The sequence below is a fragment of the Thalassovita sp. genome (assembly GCF_034670005.1).
GTDB lineage: Bacteria > Pseudomonadota > Alphaproteobacteria > Rhodobacterales > Rhodobacteraceae > Thalassobius.
The window spans coordinates 392,461-412,518 of sequence record NZ_JAXMOH010000003.1; the positions used below are offsets into that span (position 1 = coordinate 392,461).

Below are 20,058 nucleotides of genomic sequence, written 5' to 3' on the forward strand. Positions count from 1 at the left end.
CCGGTTTCATGGTATGATCCAAATACGCGCGAATAGGAGAATGAGATATGCTTGAAATCAGCATCAGAAAAGTTGCCAATGTGATCCTCATGGCGCGGGAACTGAACCGCGCCGAAGGCGAGTTGCGCGCCTTCCTTGATCGGCTGAACGAAGAGGAACAGGTCGATCTGGTCACGTTGATGTGGATCGGGCGCGGCAGCTTTGAGGCGGAAGAATGGGCAGAGGCCCGTAGAACCGCATCAGAAGAGGCCACCACCCCGACTTCCGACTACCTGATCGGAACGCCACATTTGTCCGACCATCTGGAAAACGGGCTGGATGCGCTGGGTCTGTCGGCGATTGACGAAGAAGACGACCTGATCCGGGGCGGCTGATCCTGTACCCTATGACAAATATCTGGGCCTCGCTGTGAATGCGGGGCCTTTTTTGATTTCAGTGCGGTGAGATCATTGGGTAATTTTCTGATCCGGACGGATGATCGGATGTGAACGCGCAGCTCAATTCAGCCTGCTGTCATTGGTTAAGCAGCTGATTTCTTTATCTTTGTGCGATCACAAGTAAGTGTCGTGCATTTTTGCGCGGAGAGGGACGGTTTTTCACACATATTTCAATGGCTTGGGTCCGTTGAAGGTTGGGGTTGGCGCCGCCATCTGTTGCTCAGGTCGCAGCGAGCGACACTGAATAGACCAACCCTTGAAAGGAAAAGACATGAAACTCATCATCACCACCGCCGCAATCGCCCTGACCGTTGCTTCGGCCGCATTTGCCGGACAGGACTATGCCACGGATACCGTTTCGACCCGCAGCGTTCCGGCTTCGACCTATCAGGATAACCGTGATCGCGGACAATTTCCTGCGGACACCCTGTCGGTTACGATCGGTCAGAAATCGACCGTTGATGCGATTGCTTATCAGACCGAGCGGGATCTTGGCCTGTATCAGGACGAAATCGTGAACGTATATACGTTCAGCGGGCAGCCTGCGGATACTTATCCCAGCCTGCGCTAACGTTCCGGCCTCTGCACACTATCAGCGCCCGCCCTTTGGCGGGCGCTGTTGCGTTCAGGCGAGATGATCGACGATGTCCATATGCTGGGCAAGAGTTTTGATTTCACCCAGCCAATCGTTCAGCACCGGCGCGTCTGCCGGGGCGGCCGATACGCCCGGCGCGATCTTGCCTTGCAGCACTGATTCAATCGCCAGCGACACCGGTACCGAGACAAGTCGCGCCATCGCGTTGCCGCGGTCATCGCCCCAAGCATCCATGACATAGGTCTTGTGCCAGACCTCAGCGCCGTCTTTCACCGCTTTCAGCGCCACGCAAAGCACGACGCGGTCGGGTTCACCTTCGTCATAGGCGTTCTCGGTCCAGAACTGATCGGACATTTCTTTCAGTCGCGCGTCGCCTTCGGGCCCTTCCAGCGTTTCGATTTCTTTGAACACCTCCGACCAGGCGTCGGTCCAGCCGTTCAGCCGCAGAGTGCCGCGCACGAACTGGCGCACCGGCCAATCGGGATCGAAGCCATATTCGGCCATGAAGGGCAGGGAGTCGCGGTTGGGATAGACTTCGAAACCTTCCGGCATCGGCAGTGGCGCGGTGTAGCTGCTGATTGCGTCCCAAGGGCGGTTCACGTCGAACGGTTCGAAGTCTCGGATCGACCGGGACGGCGAACGTAGCGCCTTCAGCACGCCCAAGGGCGACCAGCTGAATTTGTAGCGGAACGGGTTTTCGTTCTTCGGCACGCCGCCGCAATAGGAAATGAAGGACAGCTCGTTGGCCGGATCGAAGGCGTCCGACGCCTTGTAATCGGCCATCAAGGCATGCGCCATCAGATGGTCGATGCCCGGGTCGAGCCCCACTTCATTCACCAGGCAGAGACCTTTTTTCTTAGCCGCATCGTCCAGCGCCCGCATTTCCGGCGCGATGTAGGACGAGGACACGAAATGCGCGCCTTTTTCCAGGCATAGCTTGGCCAATGGCACGTGATGATCGGCAGGCAGCATCGACACCACCACATCGCCTTCGGCGACGGCCCCGGCCAGCGTGTCCATATCGAAAGCGCGAATGTCGTCGGTCAGATCACCGACCGCTTCTTGCGCTTTCTCCACTGTCCGGTTCCAGACCGTGACCTTGTGTCCGTTTTCGATCAGCCGGCGCAGGCCGGGAATGGCCGATAGGCCGGTGCCACACCAATGAATGGTCATGGGTTGCCCCCCTTAGTTATATTTCAGTTTCGCCGCGACGATGCTCAGCACGATCAACAGAGCGCAGCCATTGGCAACGATCAACGGCCAGTCCGTCACCAGCAGACCATAGAGCAACCAGAGTGTCACGGTCAGAAGGAACAGAATATTTGCCGCCAGCGACAGGCCGGACGTATCGCGGGTAGACCACGCCTTCCAAGCCTGCGGAACCCAACAGACAGTGCCGAGAAATCCGGCGAAATAACCAATATAAAGTTCCATGATCAGCCCATATGACTTGCGAAAGTGGCCTTGGCCCGGCCCCAGACGCCCGTTTCCAGATCGGTCAGCGTCAGCAGCGACGGCAGAAGCTGCGCGGCATAGTCCTTGGAGCTTTCCACCGGGAGCATCGAAGGCAGGTTGTCGATCGCCATCACGTCCATCACCGGGTCGGTCGCCACGCGCAGCGCCGGTTCGGCCCAGCTGGTGGCGCGGTCATAGACCGGGATCGGGTTGTAATCGCTGTCGGGGTCGCAGGCCACGTCGCCGATGGCGTTGAGCTTGCGCGGCTGATCCAGCGCTTCGCGCGGGACGAAGACCGGGGTGCCGGGACGGGCGAAGATGCAGTTGAGGAAAATGTCGTGGTCGAGGATTTCCGGGAACGGCCCGCCGCTGGCGGTCTCATTCATGTCCCATTTGGTGACTGCGACACCCATCGCGCTGCAAAGATCCGCCGCGCCGGTACCGACCCGGCCCAAAGCGCCGATCACGATGGCGTGTGGCCGGTTAGTACCGGTCGCGTCCAGTTCGGCCAGCAATTCGGTATTCAGCGCGTCCTTGCTGGGATAGACCCCGACGGGGCCGCAGATTTCGCCGCGCTGCTGCGCTGCCCAGGTTTTCAGCGTTACCGCCGCCCCGGCATAGCCGGCCCAGTAGCCGAAGGCGGCGACGCGGCGGCCGTTTTCATCGACAAGGTATTCCAGATCGTACAGCGTGCCGCCGCCCGCCTTGAACCGTTGCAGCAGCGCCTTGCCCGAATGCTGCCCCTTATAGGCATGTCCGAACATGATATGACGATGCGACAGCGGGGTGCCGTCTTCGGGCAGTTCCTTCAGGCCAAAAATGATCGCGTCCAACGGCGCGTCTGGCCATGAGTTTTCCGCCGCGATTTCGACGCCTGCGTCGCGGTAGCTGTCGATTGGAATGGCGCGCACATGGCTTTCCTCAACCGTAACGCGGAAACCTGCCTTGATCAGGTCGGCTGCGCCTTCTGGGGTCAGGCCGACCCTGTCTTCGTTCGGGCGCTGTTCTGCGCGGACCCAGAGATGTGTCATGTTTCAGAGCTTTCCAGTCACATATGCGTGGTATCAGAGATGAGTTTGGGCATATTGCCGGTCCGGGTGATCCAGATGCGGCACCGCATTGAATTGGGTCAGTGCCAGATCGTCGCCGATCCGGTGCAGACGATGGACCGAGGTATTCATGATAGCAATGCAGCTACGGGCAAAGGCGGGGATATCCAGCCCCAGCACATGGCGCATCACCATGCCGATCAGCCCGCCAGAGGTCACCACCAAGGCGGGACCACGACCTTGGCTGATTTCGACGATGATCGAACCAACCCGGTTTTCGAATTCTTGAAAGCTTTCCGGTGGATGGGCGATACCCCCGCTTTGCCATTTTGACAGCAGCATCGGCATATAGGGTACGAATTCTTCGCGCGAGGCGGGCAGGGGGATATCCTGTTGGTCGCGCAGCAGGTTGGCCAAGGTAAAGAATTCCATTTCGTTAAGTCGATTGTCTTGCACGATTTCGGCATGGGTTTCCGCCTGCATCGCGCTGGCGGTTTCGACATGGCGAGTCAGCGTGCCGCAATAAACCCGTTCGAAATGTTCGCCGGTAGCGCGGATATGATCGCCCAGCCAGGCCGCTTGCTGGGTGCCCAGATCGCTGAGTCTGTCATAGCTGACTTCATCTTGCGCCGCAGTATTGGCCTGACCGTGGCGGATGAGGGTAATGGTGGACATGTGCTTTGCCTTTCGGGTTGGGCAAAGGCCTAGGCAAAGCCGCGTCCGGGTGCAATGGTCCTGCGCCCAAAAATGCCGGAAAATGGTTCAGGCTGCGGATCGGTTATAGCCCCGTTTCAGCGCCGCATTACGCAGTCGGTCGGCCTGTTCCGAGGCCTGGCGCAGATTGCCGAACAAATCGATCCGGCTTTGGCCTTTACCGCCGCTGATGCCCCATTCGCGCAGCACCGAAACCTCTTCAAAGAGGTTCATTTCAATCTCGACCCGGTAATAGCGCGGGAGGAAGGATCGTACAGAGGGACGGTAAAGCAGGCAGCAGGTCATATTGTGAATCTATGCGGGCGATTCGCCGGGATCAAGCCTGTTCGACCCGGGGCGCGCAGCCTGTCAGTTCCAGCTGACATCGCCCAGGAAAATATAGCCGGCGCCATAGATCGTTTTGATCAGGCGGGGGTTCTTGGGGTCTTCGCGCAGCTTGGTCCGCAACCGCGAAATCCGTACATCCATCGCGCGATCGAAACTTTCCCCGGCCGCGCCGCCCAGCGTTTCCTGCATTGCCGCGCGGGAAATCAGCCGTTTGGGCCGTTCCAGAAACAGCCGGAGGACTTCGCCTTCGGCATGGGAAAACGGGGTTTCTTCGCCCGCTTCGTTTTCCAGAATGTAACTGTCGAAATGTGCGCTCCAGCCGTTGAAACGGGCTGTGTTGCCCGATTGCGGCTGCGACTGATCGCGCCGCAGGCGCGCGCGGATGCGGGCCACGACCTCGGCCGGGTCGAAGGGTTTGATAATATAGTCATCCGCCCCCAATTCCAGCCCGGTAACGCGGTCCTGCACCTGTGCCCGACCGGAAATGATGATGACCGTCGCGCCCTGTTCCAGCGCCAGCCTGTGTACCAGAGTCAGCCCGTCCTTGTCTGGCAAGGACAGATCGACAAGGCAGACATCAGGCGTTGCCGTTTTCAGCGCGGCCTCGAATTCAGTGGCGCGGCCAAAGCTCAGGGTGCGGAACCCTGCTTCGGACAGGGCATCGGACAACATCGAGCGTATTGCCGGTTCGTCGTCGAGGATGGTGACAAGGGGCGCGGTCATTCAGTGGCGCTTTCATGGTGCAAAAAAGAGGTGAGCTGCGATTGGGTAAAGGGTTTACGCAGCAATGGCGCCCGCGTCGAGGCCATTTGGAAAAGCGGGTGTTCAGGAGGAAGCGAGGTCATCAGCGACAAAGGCTGGTGATTGTCTGGCAGCGCTTCGAGCAGATCAAGCCCGGATTTTTCCCCGGCTAAGGTGATGTCGGACAGGATGCGATTGATTTCCGGCAGCTCTTCCAGCAGCGCCAGAGCTTCGTCGGCGCTTTCAGCTTCGATCACCGTGTTACCCATCGCGGTCAGCATCGCACGCACGGTTTCACGCAGGTCCGGGCTGTCCTCGACCAGCAGCACAAGCCCGGGCTGCAGCGGCGGCGGGGCAGGTTGCAGCGGCAGTCTGATGACGACGCGACCGCCGGTTTCGGTGTTGCAGATCCGCAGCCGCCCGCCTGCCAGTTTGGTCATGTCATAAACCATCGACAGGCCCAGCCCCGACCCTTCGCCGCCCTTGGTGGTGAAAAACGGTTCCAGCGCGTGTTCCAGAGCGCTTTCAGAAAATCCCGGACCGGTGTCATCGAGGATGAATTCGGCCCAAAGGTTCTGTACCGGGGCAACCGTCAGGCTGATCTGGCCGGAGGTGCCGCAGGCATCGCGGGCGTTCAGGATCAGGTTGAGTAGCGAATCCTGTAGCATGCCGGTATCCAGCATCAGCATGTTTTCGTGCAGCAGGTTGTTGATATGCAGGGTGAAATTGTCCGGCAGCGCCGGGTTGGTCAGGATTTGCAGGTCGTGAAGCATCAGGCTGACATCGGCAGGGGCAGGATTCCATTCCCGTGCACCGGTGATGTCGGCGATGCGATTGAGCAGAGCCCCGCCGCGATGCGTTGCCGAAAGCGTCGCTTCGATCTGGCGCTGGGCCGGTTCGGGCAGGTCCATCCGCCGTAACCGCGACTGGCTGCCCAAAATGATGGTCAGCAGGTTGGAAAAATCATGCGCCATACCGCTGGTCAGTTGCGCCGCCATTTCCCGGCGGCGTGTCTGTTGCAGTGCTGTGCGCGCCTGGGTTTCGCGGGTGATGTCCATCGACAGGATGTAGACGCCTGCGTCCGCACCACCGGCATCCTGCGCGGGGGTGAAGGCGGCGCGGATGCGTCGTGAACTGTCTTCGTCAAAGAATTCAAAGACCGAGGCGGTTCCGGAATAGGCGTTTTCCAAATGTGGCAGGATCGCATTGTAGATATCCGTTCCCAGAGCGTCCCTGATATGCAGGCCGACGATGTTTGACGGTCGTCCGGGCATGATCGAAGACAGCCTGCGGTTCGAAAACGTATAGCGCCGGTCCATTCCCAGATGAGCGATATGGGCGGGCATCATTTCGGTGGTCTGCCGTGTGCGTGCCTCGGTTTCGGTCAGCTGCCTTTTGGCTTCTTCCAGCGCCGTGATGGTCGCGGCGAGTTTGCGGTTAGAAGTGGCAAGTTGCTCGGCATAGGTCAGCACCTTGTCCGACAATTCCTCGGACCGGGCGCGCAGCAATTCTTCTTGCTGCTTGGTGCGGGTGATGTCGGTGTAAACGGTAACCCAGCCGCCCTGCGGCAGCGGCGACCCTTCAACTGAAATCCAACGGCCATTGGCGCGTTTGCGTTCCATATAATGCGGGGTGAAGGTCTTGGCCTGTTCCACCCGGGCCTGAACCGCTGCTTCAATATCATCGACATTACCATATTCGCCGCGTTCGGCGAGGTAGCGAATCGTTTTTCTGAAATCGGCCCCGGGTTCGACCAAATGCCCTGTCAGTTCAAACATTTCCCTGAATGGGCGGTTGCAGACCACCAGTTTGAGATCGCGATCATAGATAGACAAACCTTGCTCGATAAGGTTCAGCCCGGCCATGGTCATCGCCGCAATATCCTGTGGTATATGGGGCATTCTTGCTCCTCCTGTGTCATGGCTAACATTCGGGGACGGTGGCGGAAAGCGCCTGAACTGAAGATGTTACAATTCGTTAGATTTGGGAAATGATCAGGAAAAAGTTGACGTTGAAATTTAATTTCGCTCCCTTTGGCTGAGGGAGAATCGCGGCAAGGAGAGTCGCAAGTCCGGTTTAACGGGCATTTGGGAGGAACAGAATTGGCACAGTCGTCACAGACGGCGGGGGGGCTTAAGTCCATCCCGGCGTTGTTGCACCGTAACGCCACCGAATTTGGTGACAGACCCGCCTATCGGGAAAAAGAATTCGGGATCTGGCAGAGCTGGACCTGGAAACAGGCAGAAACAGAGATCACCAATCTCGCCCTGGGTCTGATCAATCTTGGCGTCAACGAAGGCGATTTCATCGCGATCATTGGGCGCAACCGGCCATATATGTATTGGTCAATGGTTGCCGCCGAATCCGTTGGCGCGGTGCCGGTCCCGATCTATCAGGACAGCGCTGCCGAAGAGATGGTTTATGTTCTGGATCATTGCGGCGCACGCTTTGTGATCGCAGAAGATCAGGAACAGGTCGATAAGGTCATCGAGATTCAGGACCGCCTGCATCAGTTCGAGCATATGATCTATCTCGACCCGCGCGGGATGCGGAAATATGACCATTCCCGCCTGCATGAATTCAGCCATATTCAGGAACAAGGCTACGCTGCTCGTGAAGAGCTAACGCCGGAGCTGAAGCGCCGTAGCGACAAGTTGGATTACGATAGCGTTTGCGTGATGCTCTATACGTCGGGCACCACGGGCAAACCCAAGGGTGTGGTTCTGTCGAACCGCAACGTGATCGAAAGCGCCAAGAATTCCAGTGAATTCGATCATCTGCGCCTTGATGAAGAAATTTTGGCCTATCTGCCGATGGCCTGGGTCGGGGATTTCATTTTCTCGGTCGGTCAGGCCTATTGGTGCGGTTTCTGCGTCAATTGCCCCGAAAGCGAGGAGACGCTTCAGTCTGACTTGCGCGAAATCGGTCCGACCTACTATTTCGCCCCGCCGCGGGTGTTCGAGATCGAACTGACCAGCGTGATGATCCGGATGGAAGATGCCTCGCCGCTGAAACGGCGCATGTTCCATTACTTCATGGATCACGCCAAGAAGGTGGGCGGGGATATTCTGGACGGCAAACCGGTTGGTTTCGGGGATCGTTTCAAATACTGGCTGGGCGATCTGTTCGTTTATGGCCCGCTGAAGAATACGCTGGGCTTTTCCCGTGTCCGTGTCGGCTATACCGCTGGCGAAGCGATCGGACCGGAGATTTTCGATTTCTACCGGTCGCTCGGCATCAACCTGAAACAACTTTATGGTCAGACCGAAGCGACGGTGTTCATTACCGCGCAACCCGATGGCGAAGTGCGATCGGATACGGTTGGCGTGCCATCACCCGGAGTCGAAATCAAGATCGGCGATAGCGGTGAAGTGTTTTACCGCAGCCCAGGCGTGTTCGAGTATTATTACAAGAACCCTGAAAGCACCGCATCGACCAAGGATGCCGAAGGCTGGGTCGCCACCGGTGATGCAGGGTTTATCGAACCTGATACCGGACATTTGCGGATTATCGACCGCGCCAAAGATGTCGGCAAGATGGCCGATGGCAGCCTGTTCGCGCCGAAATACGTTGAAAACAAGCTCAAGTTCTATCCCAACATCCTTGAAGCGGTGGTGTTCGGGAACGGTCGCGATAAATGTATGGCGTTCATCAATATCGACCTGAGCGCGGTCGGAAACTGGGCCGAGCGGAACAATATCGCTTATTCCTCTTATCAGGAACTCGCGGGCCATCCGCAGGTTCTGAATGCGATAAAATCGCATGTGGAAGAGGTCAACAGATCCGTCGCCGAAGATGAAATGTTGTCGGGGTGTCAGGTTCATCGGTTCCTGGTGCTGCACAAGGAACTGGATGCCGACGATGGCGAACTGACCCGTACCCGCAAGGTGCGCCGCCGGATCATCGAAGAGAAGTTCAGCGATCTGATCGACGCATTGTATAGCGGCAAAGACGAAATCTTTACCAAGACCGAAGTGACCTACGAGGATGGCCGCAAAGGGTCGATCAGCGCGACGCTGAAACTGATCGATGCCGAGGTGGCACCTGTGACAACGCAGAAGGTGGCGGCAGAATGAGTAACCAAGAAGGATACGTCACCGCAGATGGCCGCAAAATCGGCGGCACCCTGATGGAGATGAAGAACATCACCCTGCGTTTCGGCGGGGTGAAGGCGATCACCGATATCAGTTTCGACATCAGAGAAGGCGAGATCAGGGCTATCATCGGTCCGAACGGTGCTGGCAAGTCGTCGATGTTGAACGTGATTTCGGGCTTCTATGTGCCGCAAGAAGGCGAAGTGTGGTTCAAGGGGGCGAAACGCCCGCCGATGAGGCCATATCAGGTGGCGCAACAGGGCATCGCCCGGACATTCCAGAATATTGCCTTGTTCGAAGGCATGACGGTTCTCGACAACGTGATGACCGGACGGCTGAACTATATGAAGACCAACATTTTGAATCAGGCCATCTGGAAAGGCAAAGCTGAGAAGGAAGAGATTGAGAACCGCGAAGCAGTGGAAAAGATCATCGATTTCCTTGAAATCCAGTCGATCCGAAAAACTCCGGTGGCGCGGTTGCCCTATGGTTTGAAAAAGCGGGTCGAACTGGCCCGCGCGCTGGCTGCTGAACCGATGCTGCTGCTGCTGGATGAACCGATGGCGGGCATGAATGTTGAGGAAAAAGAGGACATGAGCCGCTTTATCCTTGATGTGAATGATGAATTCGGCACCACAATCGCCCTGATCGAGCACGATATGGGCGTGGTCATGGATTTGTCCGACCGGGTGGTGGTGATGGATTACGGCAAGAAGATCGGGGACGGAACCCCCGACGAGGTGCGCGGAAATCAAGACGTGATCGACGCTTATCTGGGGGTGTCTCATGACTAATTTTGCGCACAGAATTCAACTGGTTAAGGGGGCGTAACGGATGCCTACGCAGCTTCTCTTCGGGGCCGAGGTTCTACTGAACGGTCTTATGGCGGGCGTTCTCTATGCGCTTGTCGCGCTCGGCTTTGTTTTGATCTACAAAGCATCGGGTATCTTCAACTATGCCCAAGGTGTGATGGCGCTGTTCGCGGCGCTGACATTGGTGGGGATCATGGACGGGCAGGTGCCTTTCAGCCATCTGATCAACGCCGTTCTGGGCACTGACGTTCACCATTTTGGTTGGCATATCAACGGGCTGGTATCCATCATCCTGACCATGGGCGTGATGATCGTGCTGGCTTTCTGTGTTCAGCAGTTCGTGTTCCGGCATCTGGTCGGACAGGAACCGATCATCTTGTTCATGGCCACGATCGGACTGGCCTATTTCATGGAAGGCTTCGGCGACCTGATGTGGGGGTCTGACATCAAGAAACTGGACGTTGGCCTGCCGCAAGGAGGGAGTTTCTGGATCGAGGATAATTCCCGGTGGCTGGGCTTTGGCAATGAAGACTTCTATGGCTTCTTCATCGACAAACTGGACATTGTTGCATCGGTTATTGCGGCTATTCTGGTTATCATTCTGGTGCTGTTCAGCCAGTACACCAAACAGGGCCGGGCGATGCGCGCGGTGGCAGACGATCACCAGGCGGCCCTGTCGGTTGGGGTCAGCCTGAATTTCATCTGGGTGATGGTTTGGTCCGTCGCGGGCTTCGTGGCGCTGGTCGCGGGCATCATGTGGGGGGCCAAGTCAGGCGTTCAGTTTTCGCTGTCATTGATCGCGCTTAAGGCGCTGCCGGTTCTGATGTTGGGCGGCTTTACCTCGATCCCCGGCGCGATTGTTGGTGGGCTGATCATCGGTGTCGGCGAAAAACTGTTCGAATTCACCGTCGGTCCGCTGGTCGGCGGCGCGACAGAGAACTGGTTCGCCTATGTTCTGGCGCTGGTATTTCTGGTGTTCCGGCCGCAGGGCCTGTTCGGTGAAAAGATCATCGAGAGGGTCTGAGACATGCAGAAACTCATCGCTTTGATCAACGTGATCGCATGGGCTGGATTTTGGGCCTTCGGTTATCTCGCCCTCACGTCGGATGGGTTTACCGACCGGCAGCTGATCATCTCTGCCATTCTGGCCTGTATTGGCTTTGGTGTGGGTGTGGTCGCCTATCTGAAACTGGCGCGCAGCGCCGAGGAAAGTGGCTATGCCGCCAAGACCAAGCAGATTGATCCCGCAACCCGTGAACGCGCTCAGGCCGAGCACCCGCTGTAAGCGGCAGAAAGGAAAATAACAGATGTTCTATCGTGAAGCGGGCGAATTCAAAACGTCCTATGTCGATGACAACCAGACTTTCCCGATCCGGTTCGATCGGTACCGGTACTATTTCGTCCTGTTCGCCGCCTTCTTGGTTATCCCGTTTGCGGTCAATGATTACTGGGTGAACGCGGTGTTCATGCCGTTCCTGATCTATTCGATTGCCGCGATCGGGCTGAATATCCTGGTGGGATATTGCGGACAGGTTTCGCTGGGTACCGGTGGTTTCATGGCTGTCGGTGCCTATGCCTGTTACAAGCTGATGACCGCGATGCCTGAAGTGAACATTTTCTTTCATGTTCTGATGGCGGGTGGGATCACCGCGATGGTCGGAATGGCCTTTGGCCTGCCGTCGTTGCGGATCAAGGGGTTCTATCTTGCGGTGGCGACGCTGGCGGCGCAATTCTTTCTGGTTTGGCTGTTCAACAAGGTGCCGTGGTTCTACAACCACTCGGCCTCAGGCCAAATCAGCGCGCCTGAACGTACCGTTTTCGGCATTGCGGTGACCGGCGCCAATACCAGCGCCTGGGCCTCCTATATGTTCTGTCTGGTCTTCGTTCTTGTCTGCGCCATTCTGGCGCGGAACCTGACCCGGGGCACACAGGGCCGGAAATGGATGGCGATCCGCGATATGGACATCGCCGCAGAAATCATCGGTGTCGACCCGCTGAAAGCGAAGCTGAGCGCTTTTGCTGTCAGTTCCTTTTTCATCGGCGTTTCGGGGGCATTGTTTTTCTCGGTGTATCTCGGCGCGGTTGAAGTCGGCGAAGCCTTCGGGATCACCAAATCGTTTCTGGTACTGTTCATGATTATCATCGGTGGTTTGGGGTCGATATTTGGGTCCTTCGCCGGGGCTGCCTTTCTTGTACTGTTGCCAGTTCTGCTGAAAAACGTTCTGGTTGGAATGCTGGGTTGGCCGACCGATCTGGCCGCACATCTGGAATTCATGATCGTGGGGGCGATGATCATCATCTTCTTGATCGCCGAACCTCATGGGCTGGCGCAACTGTGGCGCGTCGCCAAAGAAAAACTAAGGCTTTGGCCCTTCCCACACTAAGGACGGGCCCTGCCATAAGTCCGGGGGTCGGAGGAGCCCCGGTACAAAACCATCGGATATGACCAAAGGGAGGAACTTTACCGATGAAATTGAAATTGATCTCTGCAGCGATTGCTGCACTTGTGGCGGCATCGCCGGCCATGGCTGATCTGACATTCACGTCGCTCAGCTACCGGACCGGACCTTACGCCGCGAACGGCATTCCGTTTGCCGACGGCTATGCCGATTACTTCACTCTGCTGAACGAACGCGATGGCGGCATCGGTGGCGAAAAGGTCAACCTGATCGAATGCGAAACCGGCTATAACACCGAAAAAGGTGTGGAATGCTATGAGTCGACCAAGGGCGAAGGCGCTCTGGTTTATCAGCCGCTGTCGACCGGTATCACCTATCAGCTGATCCCCAAAGTGACTGCTGATGATATCCCGCTGCACTCGATGGGCTATGGCCGGACCTCCGCCAAGAACGGCAAGGTGTTCAGCAATGTCTTCAACTATCCGGCCAACTACTGGGACGGGGCGTCGGTTGCAATCAAGCACCTGCTTGACCTCAACGGCGGTGATCTGAGCGGCAAGAAGGTCGCGCTGGTCTATCACAACTCGGCCTACGGCAAGGAACCGATCCGTACGCTTGAAGAGCTGTCCAAAAAGCATGGTTACGAACTGACCCTGCTGCCGGTCGACCATCCCGGACAGGAACAGAAGTCGCAGTGGCTGCAGATCCGCCGCGAGCGTCCTGATTACGTGATCATGTATGGCTGGGGCGTTATGAACCAGGTTGCCATTCAGGAAGCCGTGAACATCCGTTTCCCGATGGATCACTTCATTGGCATCTGGTGGTCCGGTTCGGAAAATGACGTTAAGCCTGCCGGTGAAGCCGCAGATGGCTATAAGGCTCTGACCTTCCACAACGTGGGTTCGGATTACCCGGTGTTTGAGGATATCCAGGATTTCGTTGTCGACGAAGGCAAGGCCGCAGGCGCAGGTGACCAGATCGGTACCGTCCTGTATAACCGTGGTCTCTATGCCGCGATGCTGGCAGCTGAAGCGGCCAAAACCGCTCAGAAAATCCACGGCACCTCTGCGATCACCCCTGCGATGATGCGCGACGGTATGGAAAACCTGGAAATGACCGAAGGCAAGATGACCGCTCTGGGTCTGCCCAACTTCGGTCCGTCCTTCAAGGTGAGCTGTGAAAACCACGGTGGCGATGGTTATGTCGCCGTGACCCAGTGGGATGCGAAAGCCGGTAAATGGAACATGATCACCGACTACATGCAGTCGGATCAGGACGTTCTGGCACCGCTGGTTGCTGAAGATTCCGAGGCATATGCCAAGGAAAATGGCATCACGCCGCATTGTAACTAAACCTCTCATAGCTCCGGCCGCGCGTTTGTGCGCGGCCGGGGCCCCACTAACCGATAACCAGAAAGTTTACGCAGATGCTGGATGCAGGACCCACCGACGAGACCCTTCTGGAGGTCAGCAATATCGAGGTGATCTACAACCACGTGATCCTGGTGCTGAAAGGCGTGTCGCTAAAAGTGCCAAAGGGTGGGATTACCGCTCTGCTGGGCGGGAATGGCGCAGGCAAGACCACCACGCTCAAGGCGATTTCGAACCTGTTGCATTCCGAACGTGGCGAAGTCACCAAGGGCAGCATCACCTATCGCGGTGAACGCGTAGAGGAACAAGCCCCGGCCGATTTGGTCCAAAAGGGCGTGATCCAGGTGATGGAAGGGCGCCATTGCTTTGAACACCTGACGGTCGAGGAAAACCTGATGACCGGCGCGTATACGCGCAAGGATGGCAAGGGCGCGATCAATGCCGATCTTGAGATGGTCTACAATTATTTTCCGCGCCTGAGAGAGCGCCGCCGCAGCCAGGCGGGCTATACCTCGGGGGGGGAGCAGCAGATGGTCGCGATCGGGCGTGCAATCATGAGCCGGCCTGAAACGATCCTGCTGGACGAACCATCGATGGGGCTGGCTCCACAGCTGGTCGAAGAAATTTTCAACATCGTGAAGAACCTTAACGAAAAGGAAGGCGTGACCTTCCTGCTGGCAGAACAGAACACCAATGTGGCGCTGCGCTTTGCCCATTACGGTTATATTCTGGAATCCGGTCGTGTGGTGATGGATGGTCCGGCCGCCGATTTGCGCGAAAATCCGGATGTGAAGGAATTCTATCTCGGAATGTCCGAAGAAGGCCGCAAAAGCTTCCGCGATGTGCGGTCGTATCGCCGCCGCAAGCGTTGGCTGAGCTGAGGACGTTTTCACCGGGCCCGGGGCCCGTCCCAATTTACTGTTGCACCGGTTGAGAGAGCCGGGCTGTTCCGGAGATATTAATTATGAGCCGTTTCTTTGACGATCTCGAAACCCGCAGCGCGGATGAGCGCGCGGCAGCGCTGACCGAGGCGCTGCCGAAACAGATCGCGCGGGCACAGGGATTGCCCGGCTATCGCGGATCTCTGGACGGGGTTGATGCGGCGACGGTCAGATCGGTTGAAGACTTGGCGGCGTTGCCGGTCTTGCGTAAATCTGACCTGAGCCGGGCGCAGGAGGCGAATTATCCGTTTGGCGGGCTGACCACGAAACCCGCCAGCGGTTTTGCGCATATCTTCCAATCGCCCGGCCCGATCTATGAACCGGGCGGCGTTGAACACGATTGGTGGCGCGTGGGACGGTTCCTGCATGCCTGCGGCATCGGGAAAGGCGATATCGTTCAGAACTGTTTCGGTTATCATCTGACCCCGGCGGGAATGATTTTCGAAAGCGGTGCCCGTGCGGTTGGCGCGGCCGTGCTGCCTGCGGGCACCGGACAGACCGAGTTACAGGCCCGCGCGGCGCATGACGTGGGCGTTACAGCCTATTCCGGCACGCCGGATTACCTGAAGGTGATTCTGGACAAGGCCGAAGCGATGGGGCTCGCGCTCAAGATTTCCAAGGCTGCTGTGGGCGGGGGCGCGTTGTTTCCGTCGCTGCGGCAGGAATATATGGACCGCGGTATTACCTGTTTGCAAAGCTATGCCACGGCCGATTTGGGCAATATCGCTTATGAAACCGAAGCGATGGAAGGCATGATCGTCGACGAATGCGTGGTGGTGGAAATCGTCCGTCCCGGTACCGGTGATCCGGTTGCACCCGGTGAAGTGGGCGAAGTGGTGGTGACCACCCTGAATGCCGATTATCCGCTGATCCGTTTCGCCACCGGCGATCTGAGCGCAGTGATGGCGGGGCAAAGCCCCTGTGGCCGCAGCAATACCCGCATCAAGGGCTGGATGGGCCGGGCCGATCAGACAACCAAGATCAAGGGCATGTTCGTGCGCCCGGAACAGGTGGCGCAATTGGTCGCCAAGCATGACGATATCATCAGGGCCCGCGTGATCGCAGGCCGCACGAGCGAAATGGACACGATGACGGTGCAGATCGAAACCGAGGCGCAGTCACCCGAAGCCTATGCCGCGTCGGTGGTCGATGTGTTGAAAATGAAGGGCAAGATTCAGCTGGTTGCGCCGGGAACTTTGCCCAACGACGGAAAAGTTATCGAAGATCAGCGCAGTTACGACTAAGCTGGGGCAGAGCCTTGGGGAGGTCTGCCATGCGATTAGTCACACTGCGAGCCGGTTTCGTTGCCGCCATATTGCTCTGGCCCTTTGGGGCCAAGGCAGCAGATTATGCGCTGATTCTATCCAACCGAAGCTATGACAACGCCGCTGCGGAACCGCAGGCGGCGTCATATGATTCTTGGACTAAAATGCTGCGCGGTGCCGGTTTTCAGGTTTTCGGTGGGCAGGATTGGAAAACCGAGGACATGATCCGTTCGGTCGAAGAGTTTCGACTCACGCTAAACGAAGGTGATGCGGATCGAATCATCGTTATGTTGTCCGGGCGCGTCGTGGCGTCGTTCAATGATAGTTGGTTGTTGGGGCGTGAGTATCGCGGACTGTCGAGCGTGAATGCCGGGCGCTACGGGTTATCTCTGGCAGAACTGATCCGTATACTTGAGACCCATCAGGGCCACGGGCTGATGGTGGTCGCACCATCCTGGAGCAGCCGAGAAGGGGCCGGTGCTGGATTGCGGGTGGGCGCGCTAACTCTGGCTGAGGCACAGGGTGTTGCAGTGATGACAGGACCGACCGGAATGGTCGAACCAGTGGTCCGCGACGCGCTGTTGGCCCAAAACCGGCCGCTGGGCCGGATTGCTCGCAACCTACCGAAGGGCGTGGTGCTTAGGGGCTATCTGCCCGACGATATTCCGCTTGGTCGCGGCGGTGACGGTCGTGCTGATGTGGTACCGCAAAGCGATGCGGCCTATTGGAGCGCAGCGCGCGATATCGCCAGTGTCGAAGCATATCGCGCTTATCTCAACCGTTTTCCGGCGGGTCTGTTCGCCACAGAAGCGCGCCGGTTGATTGATGCCATGGAAAACGAACCCCGGCATCAGGCGGAAGAAGAGGAAAACGCTTTGCGGCTGACGCGGGACGACCGGCGGCAGCTACAGCAGGACCTGAGTTTGCTCGGCTTCAATACCGGCGGTGCGGACGGCATTTTCGGCAGGGCGACGCGGGCGGCCATTTCGAGCTATCAGACAAGCCGCGGATATGCCGACACGTCTTATCTGACCGCACAACAACGGGGGCGTATTCAGCGCGAAGCAGCGGAAGTGCGGGTGGATCAAGAACGTCAGGATCGCGCCTATTGGGACCAAACCGGCGCGCAGGGATCCATTCAAGGGCTTCGTACCTATCTCGACCGCTATCCCAATGGGATCTTTTCCCAAACCGCCCGCAGAAAGCTGGACGAAATGGACCGCAACCGCAGCGAGGAGGCTGCATGGAACAGGGCGGTGCAGCAGAACACAATTGCCGGCTATCGCGGTTTTGTTCAGGCATTTCCCAATAGCCGTTACGTCGCAGAGTCCCGTGACCGTATCGCCCGGCTGGAACGGCGCAACGCCGATCTTGCTGCGATAGAAAAGGCCAAGACCGAGGAGCGCGCGATAGCCGGCAACCCGGTTTCACGGCTTATGGTGGAGCAGGCCCTGTCGCAGACCGGATTCGATCCCGGCCCGGTTGACGGGATTTTCGACAATCGGACGCGCGGGGCGTTGAAGAGCTTCCAGCAGTCCACGGGGCTTGCGGTGACCGGGTATGTATCACAACAAACGATGGTGGGTCTGACGAGAGAGATGTCGCGCTAGTTCATTTCTGAAAGACATAGGTGCCCGGTGCCGGCACCAGCGGCGGGAGGCCCTTTTCCGCAGCTCCCATTGCGGGTGGGGCCACCTGATCGGCAGAGGTTTGCACTTTGTGTAGCCAGTCGTTCCATTCCAGCCACCATGATCCGTCTTTGGGATCATGTGCAGCGACCCAGCTGTCTGGGTCGCTGTAAAGGGAATCGGCGGGGCGGAAGCCAATGCGGTAATGCCGTCCCTTATGTCCCGGTTCGCTGAGGATGCCGCCATTATGGCCGCCCTTGGTCAGAACGAAGGTCAGATCACCGTCGGTGAAAAGTTTGGTCTTATAAACCGATTTCCAAGGCGCGATGTGATCCTTTTCGGTGGCCACGACGAAGAAGGGAGCCTTGATATCCTTCAGCGCGATCACCCGCCCTTCGACCGCAAAACGGCCTGCTGTCAGACGGTTTTCCATGAACAGCCCGCGCAGGTATTGCGAATGCATCTTGTAGGGCATCCGGGTCGCATCCTGATTCCAAACAGAAATATCGGCCTGCTTTTCATCGATCCCCATCAGGTACCGCCGTACAGCGCGGGTCCAGATCAGGTCTTCGGCGCGGAGCGCCTGAAATGCACCGCTCATCTGCTTGCTATCCAGGTAACCCTGTGACCACATCATCGAATCAAGAAATGTCAGTTGGCTTTCATCCATAAACAGCATCAGTTCACCGGCTTCGGTGAAATCTGTCTGTGCCGCCAGAAGCGTGATTGATGCCAGCCGGTCGTCGCCATCCCGCGCCATGGTCGCGGCGGCGATTGACAGGATGGTGCCGCCAAGACAGTAGCCGCAGGCGTGAATTTTTTGATCCGGCACGATGTCGGAAATCGTGTCAATTGCGGCCATAACTCCGTTTTGCCGATAATCATCCATCGACAGGTCGCTCTGCGCCGCAGTGGGATTGACCCAGGACATTGCGAAAACGGTAAAGCCCTGAGATACCAAATTCCTGATCAGCGAATTATGTTCGCTGAGATCGAGGATGTAATATTTCATGATCCAGGCCGGTACGATCAGGATCGGTTCTGCCCCTACCTTGTCGGTTTGCGGGCTGTATTGAATCAGTTCGAACAGGTCGTTTCGGTACACGACCTGGCCCGGAGTCGCCGCCAAGGTTTCACCGACACGGAATTCTTCGGGCTGTTCGACCGGCTCATCGGTCACGTATTGCTGAATATCCTCGGCCAGATTTTTCAGTCCTTCGATGAAGGATTCGCCTTTCGTTTCGCGTGCTTTTTTAATGATTTCAGGGTTCAGTATCGGCAGGTTCGACGGCGATGCCGCGTCTAGCATCTGCCGAATCATGAAGGCGGCGCGACTGGTATTCTTTTTCTGTGCGCCGGGCACATCATTGGTGGCGTGATCCCACCAGTCCTGTACCGAGAGGAAACTTTGCTGAAGCATTGAAAACGGCGGTTTGCTCCAGCTTGGATCGGTGAACCGGTGATCGGTGGCTTTGGGTTTGAATGGCAGTTTCGGGGTCTGGCTGAATTGCTCGGCAGAAAAGGACGCCAGTTTGAACATGTTCTTTTGCGCATGATCCAGCAGTTCCATCTGTCGGCCTGGCGCGGTGGCCAGATGTACCGCCCAATCAACCCAGGCTTCAGATGCGGCGTAGGGCGACAGGCCAGAGGTCAGTTTCGACATCGCTGCGCGCAGCGACCGGTCCAGAGCGTCATGCGGATGGGGAGTCGGGGATGGCTGTGCAGTTCCGGGCGGTACCTGTGATTTGATCTGAGCGACGGGCGGTTTCGCCGCTTCGGGATCGGGCAGTTTCACGACATTCGGTTTTGCAGCAGACGGTTTCATCGCGAATCCCTTTTCACGTTTGGTGTCCAACTCATGCAATGATTCGAATGAACACTTAATGACACAGATCAGGATATGGGGATCAGCAGGGCATTCTAACAGCCGTGCCTTTGATTTAGGCATTTCTCAGCGCACGCGGCATGGCTTTTTCTGAGCCTCAGACACGGAAAAAGACCGCTCTGAATCTCAGAGCGGTCTCTAAAAAGCTAAGTAAGCTGTGCTCAGCCCTGACGGGCTTTGAAGCGGCGCTGAGTCTTGTTGATGACGTAAACGCGGCCTTTACGGCGCACGACACGGCAGTCGCGGTGACGCTGCTTCAGCGAGCGGAGCGAGTTCTTGACCTTCATGGCCTATCTCCTTCATTCGCGGCGCGCCTTTGCGCCTGGGTTGCGGGTCGCTTCTAGGG

Annotated in this window: 20 protein-coding genes; 11 read left to right on the forward strand and 9 right to left on the reverse strand. The window is 57.5% G+C overall.

Translation table 11 applies throughout. The features are described from left to right. Nucleotides 1–47: 47 nt before the first annotated feature. Complete coding sequence (locus tag VOI23_RS09365; protein ID WP_323784435.1) at nucleotides 48–374, forward strand: DUF3775 domain-containing protein; 327 nt, start codon at nucleotides 48–50, stop codon at nucleotides 372–374. A 334-nt stretch (nucleotides 375–708) separates the two neighbouring features. After that, complete coding sequence (locus tag VOI23_RS09370) at nucleotides 709–1,008, forward strand: hypothetical protein (RefSeq protein WP_323784437.1); 300 nt, start codon at nucleotides 709–711, stop codon at nucleotides 1,006–1,008. 54 nt (nucleotides 1,009–1,062) lie between these two features. On the opposite strand, the gene VOI23_RS09375 is transcribed toward VOI23_RS09370, so the two are convergent. The 7 genes from VOI23_RS09375 to VOI23_RS09405 form a co-directional block, all read right to left on the reverse strand. Next, complete coding sequence (locus tag VOI23_RS09375) at nucleotides 1,063–2,205, reverse strand: saccharopine dehydrogenase family protein (RefSeq protein WP_323784439.1); 1,143 nt, start codon at nucleotides 2,203–2,205, stop codon at nucleotides 1,063–1,065. Between the two features lie 12 nt (nucleotides 2,206–2,217). After that, complete coding sequence (locus VOI23_RS09380; RefSeq protein WP_323784441.1) at nucleotides 2,218–2,466, reverse strand: SemiSWEET transporter; 249 nt, start codon at nucleotides 2,464–2,466, stop codon at nucleotides 2,218–2,220. 2 nt (nucleotides 2,467–2,468) lie between these two features. Beyond that, a complete protein-coding gene (locus tag VOI23_RS09385; RefSeq protein ID WP_323784443.1) occupies nucleotides 2,469–3,518 on the reverse strand; it encodes a saccharopine dehydrogenase in 1,050 nt (349 codons plus the stop codon). Nucleotides 3,519–3,551: 33 nt separating this feature from the next. Next, on the reverse strand, nucleotides 3,552–4,211 hold the full coding sequence (locus tag VOI23_RS09390) for a histidine phosphatase family protein (protein ID WP_323784445.1): 660 nt from the start codon (nucleotides 4,209–4,211) through the stop codon (nucleotides 3,552–3,554). Nucleotides 4,212–4,298: 87 nt separating this feature from the next. Further along, complete coding sequence (locus tag VOI23_RS09395; protein ID WP_323784447.1) at nucleotides 4,299–4,535, reverse strand: WGR domain-containing protein; 237 nt, start codon at nucleotides 4,533–4,535, stop codon at nucleotides 4,299–4,301. Between the two features lie 63 nt (nucleotides 4,536–4,598). Beyond that, the gene (locus VOI23_RS09400) at nucleotides 4,599–5,300 is read right to left on the reverse strand and encodes a response regulator transcription factor (RefSeq protein ID WP_323784449.1); all 702 of its coding nucleotides are present in this window, start codon (nucleotides 5,298–5,300) and stop codon (nucleotides 4,599–4,601) included. Then, on the reverse strand, nucleotides 5,297–7,219 hold the full coding sequence (locus tag VOI23_RS09405; RefSeq protein WP_323784451.1) for a PAS-domain containing protein: 1,923 nt from the start codon (nucleotides 7,217–7,219) through the stop codon (nucleotides 5,297–5,299). The genes VOI23_RS09400 and VOI23_RS09405 overlap by 4 nt, the downstream gene beginning before the upstream one ends. Nucleotides 7,220–7,420: 201 nt before the next feature. On the opposite strand from VOI23_RS09405, the gene VOI23_RS09410 reads away from it, so the two are divergent. The 9 genes from VOI23_RS09410 (at nucleotide 7,421) to VOI23_RS09450 (ending at nucleotide 17,809) form a co-directional block, all read left to right on the forward strand. Next, entirely contained in the window at nucleotides 7,421–9,394 is a 1,974-nt protein-coding gene (locus VOI23_RS09410) for an AMP-binding protein (protein ID WP_323784453.1), read from the forward strand. Beyond that, nucleotides 9,391–10,206, forward strand: coding sequence for an ABC transporter ATP-binding protein (locus VOI23_RS09415; protein WP_323784455.1), 816 nt, complete (start codon nucleotides 9,391–9,393; stop codon nucleotides 10,204–10,206). The genes VOI23_RS09410 and VOI23_RS09415 overlap by 4 nt, the downstream gene beginning before the upstream one ends. A 40-nt stretch (nucleotides 10,207–10,246) precedes the next feature. Beyond that, nucleotides 10,247–11,248, forward strand: coding sequence for a branched-chain amino acid ABC transporter permease (locus VOI23_RS09420; protein WP_323784457.1), 1,002 nt, complete (start codon nucleotides 10,247–10,249; stop codon nucleotides 11,246–11,248). Between the two features lie 3 nt (nucleotides 11,249–11,251). Further along, on the forward strand, nucleotides 11,252–11,509 hold the full coding sequence (locus VOI23_RS09425; protein ID WP_323784459.1) for a hypothetical protein: 258 nt from the start codon (nucleotides 11,252–11,254) through the stop codon (nucleotides 11,507–11,509). A 22-nt stretch (nucleotides 11,510–11,531) separates the two neighbouring features. Next, nucleotides 11,532–12,608, forward strand: a complete 1,077-nt coding sequence (locus VOI23_RS09430) for a branched-chain amino acid ABC transporter permease (RefSeq protein ID WP_323784460.1) — start codon at nucleotides 11,532–11,534, stop codon at nucleotides 12,606–12,608. An 83-nt stretch (nucleotides 12,609–12,691) separates the two neighbouring features. Beyond that, nucleotides 12,692–13,975: an ABC transporter substrate-binding protein gene (locus VOI23_RS09435; RefSeq protein WP_323784462.1), complete on the forward strand. Its 1,284-nt coding sequence runs from the start codon at nucleotides 12,692–12,694 to the stop codon at nucleotides 13,973–13,975. Nucleotides 13,976–14,049: 74 nt separating this feature from the next. Further along, entirely contained in the window at nucleotides 14,050–14,874 is an 825-nt protein-coding gene (locus VOI23_RS09440) for an ABC transporter ATP-binding protein (protein ID WP_323784464.1), read from the forward strand. 83 nt (nucleotides 14,875–14,957) lie between these two features. Next, complete coding sequence (locus tag VOI23_RS09445; RefSeq protein WP_323784466.1) at nucleotides 14,958–16,178, forward strand: phenylacetate--CoA ligase family protein; 1,221 nt, start codon at nucleotides 14,958–14,960, stop codon at nucleotides 16,176–16,178. A gap of 29 nt (nucleotides 16,179–16,207) precedes the next feature. Further along, the gene (locus tag VOI23_RS09450) at nucleotides 16,208–17,809 is read left to right on the forward strand and encodes a peptidoglycan-binding protein (RefSeq protein WP_323784468.1); all 1,602 of its coding nucleotides are present in this window, start codon (nucleotides 16,208–16,210) and stop codon (nucleotides 17,807–17,809) included. 1 nt (nucleotide 17,810) lies between these two features. Here VOI23_RS09450 and VOI23_RS09455 read toward each other — a convergent pair whose 3' ends face one another. Both VOI23_RS09455 and ykgO read right to left on the reverse strand, forming a co-directional pair. After that, on the reverse strand, nucleotides 17,811–19,652 hold the full coding sequence (locus VOI23_RS09455; RefSeq protein WP_323784470.1) for a PHA/PHB synthase family protein: 1,842 nt from the start codon (nucleotides 19,650–19,652) through the stop codon (nucleotides 17,811–17,813). A 221-nt stretch (nucleotides 19,653–19,873) separates the two neighbouring features. Continuing rightward, complete coding sequence (gene ykgO, locus VOI23_RS09460) at nucleotides 19,874–19,999, reverse strand: type B 50S ribosomal protein L36 (protein WP_012177066.1); 126 nt, start codon at nucleotides 19,997–19,999, stop codon at nucleotides 19,874–19,876. Nucleotides 20,000–20,058 lie beyond the last annotated feature (59 nt).

Excerpts from the sequence above, each read along its gene's own strand:
- VOI23_RS09455 (WP_323784470.1), bottom strand. The coding sequence starts at position 19,652 with ATGAAACCGTCTGCTGCAAAACCGAATGTCGTGAAACTGCCCGATCCC.
- ykgO (WP_012177066.1), bottom strand. The coding sequence starts at position 19,999 with ATGAAGGTCAAGAACTCGCTCCGCTCGCTGAAGCAGCGTCACCGCGAC.
- VOI23_RS09385 (WP_323784443.1), bottom strand. The coding sequence starts at position 3,518 with ATGACACATCTCTGGGTCCGCGCAGAACAGCGCCCGAACGAAGACAGG.
- VOI23_RS09425 (WP_323784459.1), top strand. The coding sequence starts at position 11,252 with ATGCAGAAACTCATCGCTTTGATCAACGTGATCGCATGGGCTGGATTT.
- VOI23_RS09430 (WP_323784460.1), top strand. The coding sequence starts at position 11,532 with ATGTTCTATCGTGAAGCGGGCGAATTCAAAACGTCCTATGTCGATGAC.
- VOI23_RS09395 (WP_323784447.1), bottom strand. The coding sequence starts at position 4,535 with ATGACCTGCTGCCTGCTTTACCGTCCCTCTGTACGATCCTTCCTCCCG.
- VOI23_RS09415 (WP_323784455.1), top strand. The coding sequence starts at position 9,391 with ATGAGTAACCAAGAAGGATACGTCACCGCAGATGGCCGCAAAATCGGC.
- VOI23_RS09405 (WP_323784451.1), bottom strand. The coding sequence starts at position 7,219 with ATGCCCCATATACCACAGGATATTGCGGCGATGACCATGGCCGGGCTG.
- VOI23_RS09400 (WP_323784449.1), bottom strand. The coding sequence starts at position 5,300 with ATGACCGCGCCCCTTGTCACCATCCTCGACGACGAACCGGCAATACGC.
- VOI23_RS09445 (WP_323784466.1), top strand. The coding sequence starts at position 14,958 with ATGAGCCGTTTCTTTGACGATCTCGAAACCCGCAGCGCGGATGAGCGC.
- VOI23_RS09365 (WP_323784435.1), top strand. The coding sequence starts at position 48 with ATGCTTGAAATCAGCATCAGAAAAGTTGCCAATGTGATCCTCATGGCG.
- VOI23_RS09375 (WP_323784439.1), bottom strand. The coding sequence starts at position 2,205 with ATGACCATTCATTGGTGTGGCACCGGCCTATCGGCCATTCCCGGCCTG.
- VOI23_RS09440 (WP_323784464.1), top strand. The coding sequence starts at position 14,050 with ATGCTGGATGCAGGACCCACCGACGAGACCCTTCTGGAGGTCAGCAAT.
- VOI23_RS09370 (WP_323784437.1), top strand. The coding sequence starts at position 709 with ATGAAACTCATCATCACCACCGCCGCAATCGCCCTGACCGTTGCTTCG.
- VOI23_RS09390 (WP_323784445.1), bottom strand. The coding sequence starts at position 4,211 with ATGTCCACCATTACCCTCATCCGCCACGGTCAGGCCAATACTGCGGCG.
- VOI23_RS09420 (WP_323784457.1), top strand. The coding sequence starts at position 10,247 with ATGCCTACGCAGCTTCTCTTCGGGGCCGAGGTTCTACTGAACGGTCTT.
- VOI23_RS09435 (WP_323784462.1), top strand. The coding sequence starts at position 12,692 with ATGAAATTGAAATTGATCTCTGCAGCGATTGCTGCACTTGTGGCGGCA.
- VOI23_RS09380 (WP_323784441.1), bottom strand. The coding sequence starts at position 2,466 with ATGGAACTTTATATTGGTTATTTCGCCGGATTTCTCGGCACTGTCTGT.
- VOI23_RS09450 (WP_323784468.1), top strand. The coding sequence starts at position 16,208 with ATGCGATTAGTCACACTGCGAGCCGGTTTCGTTGCCGCCATATTGCTC.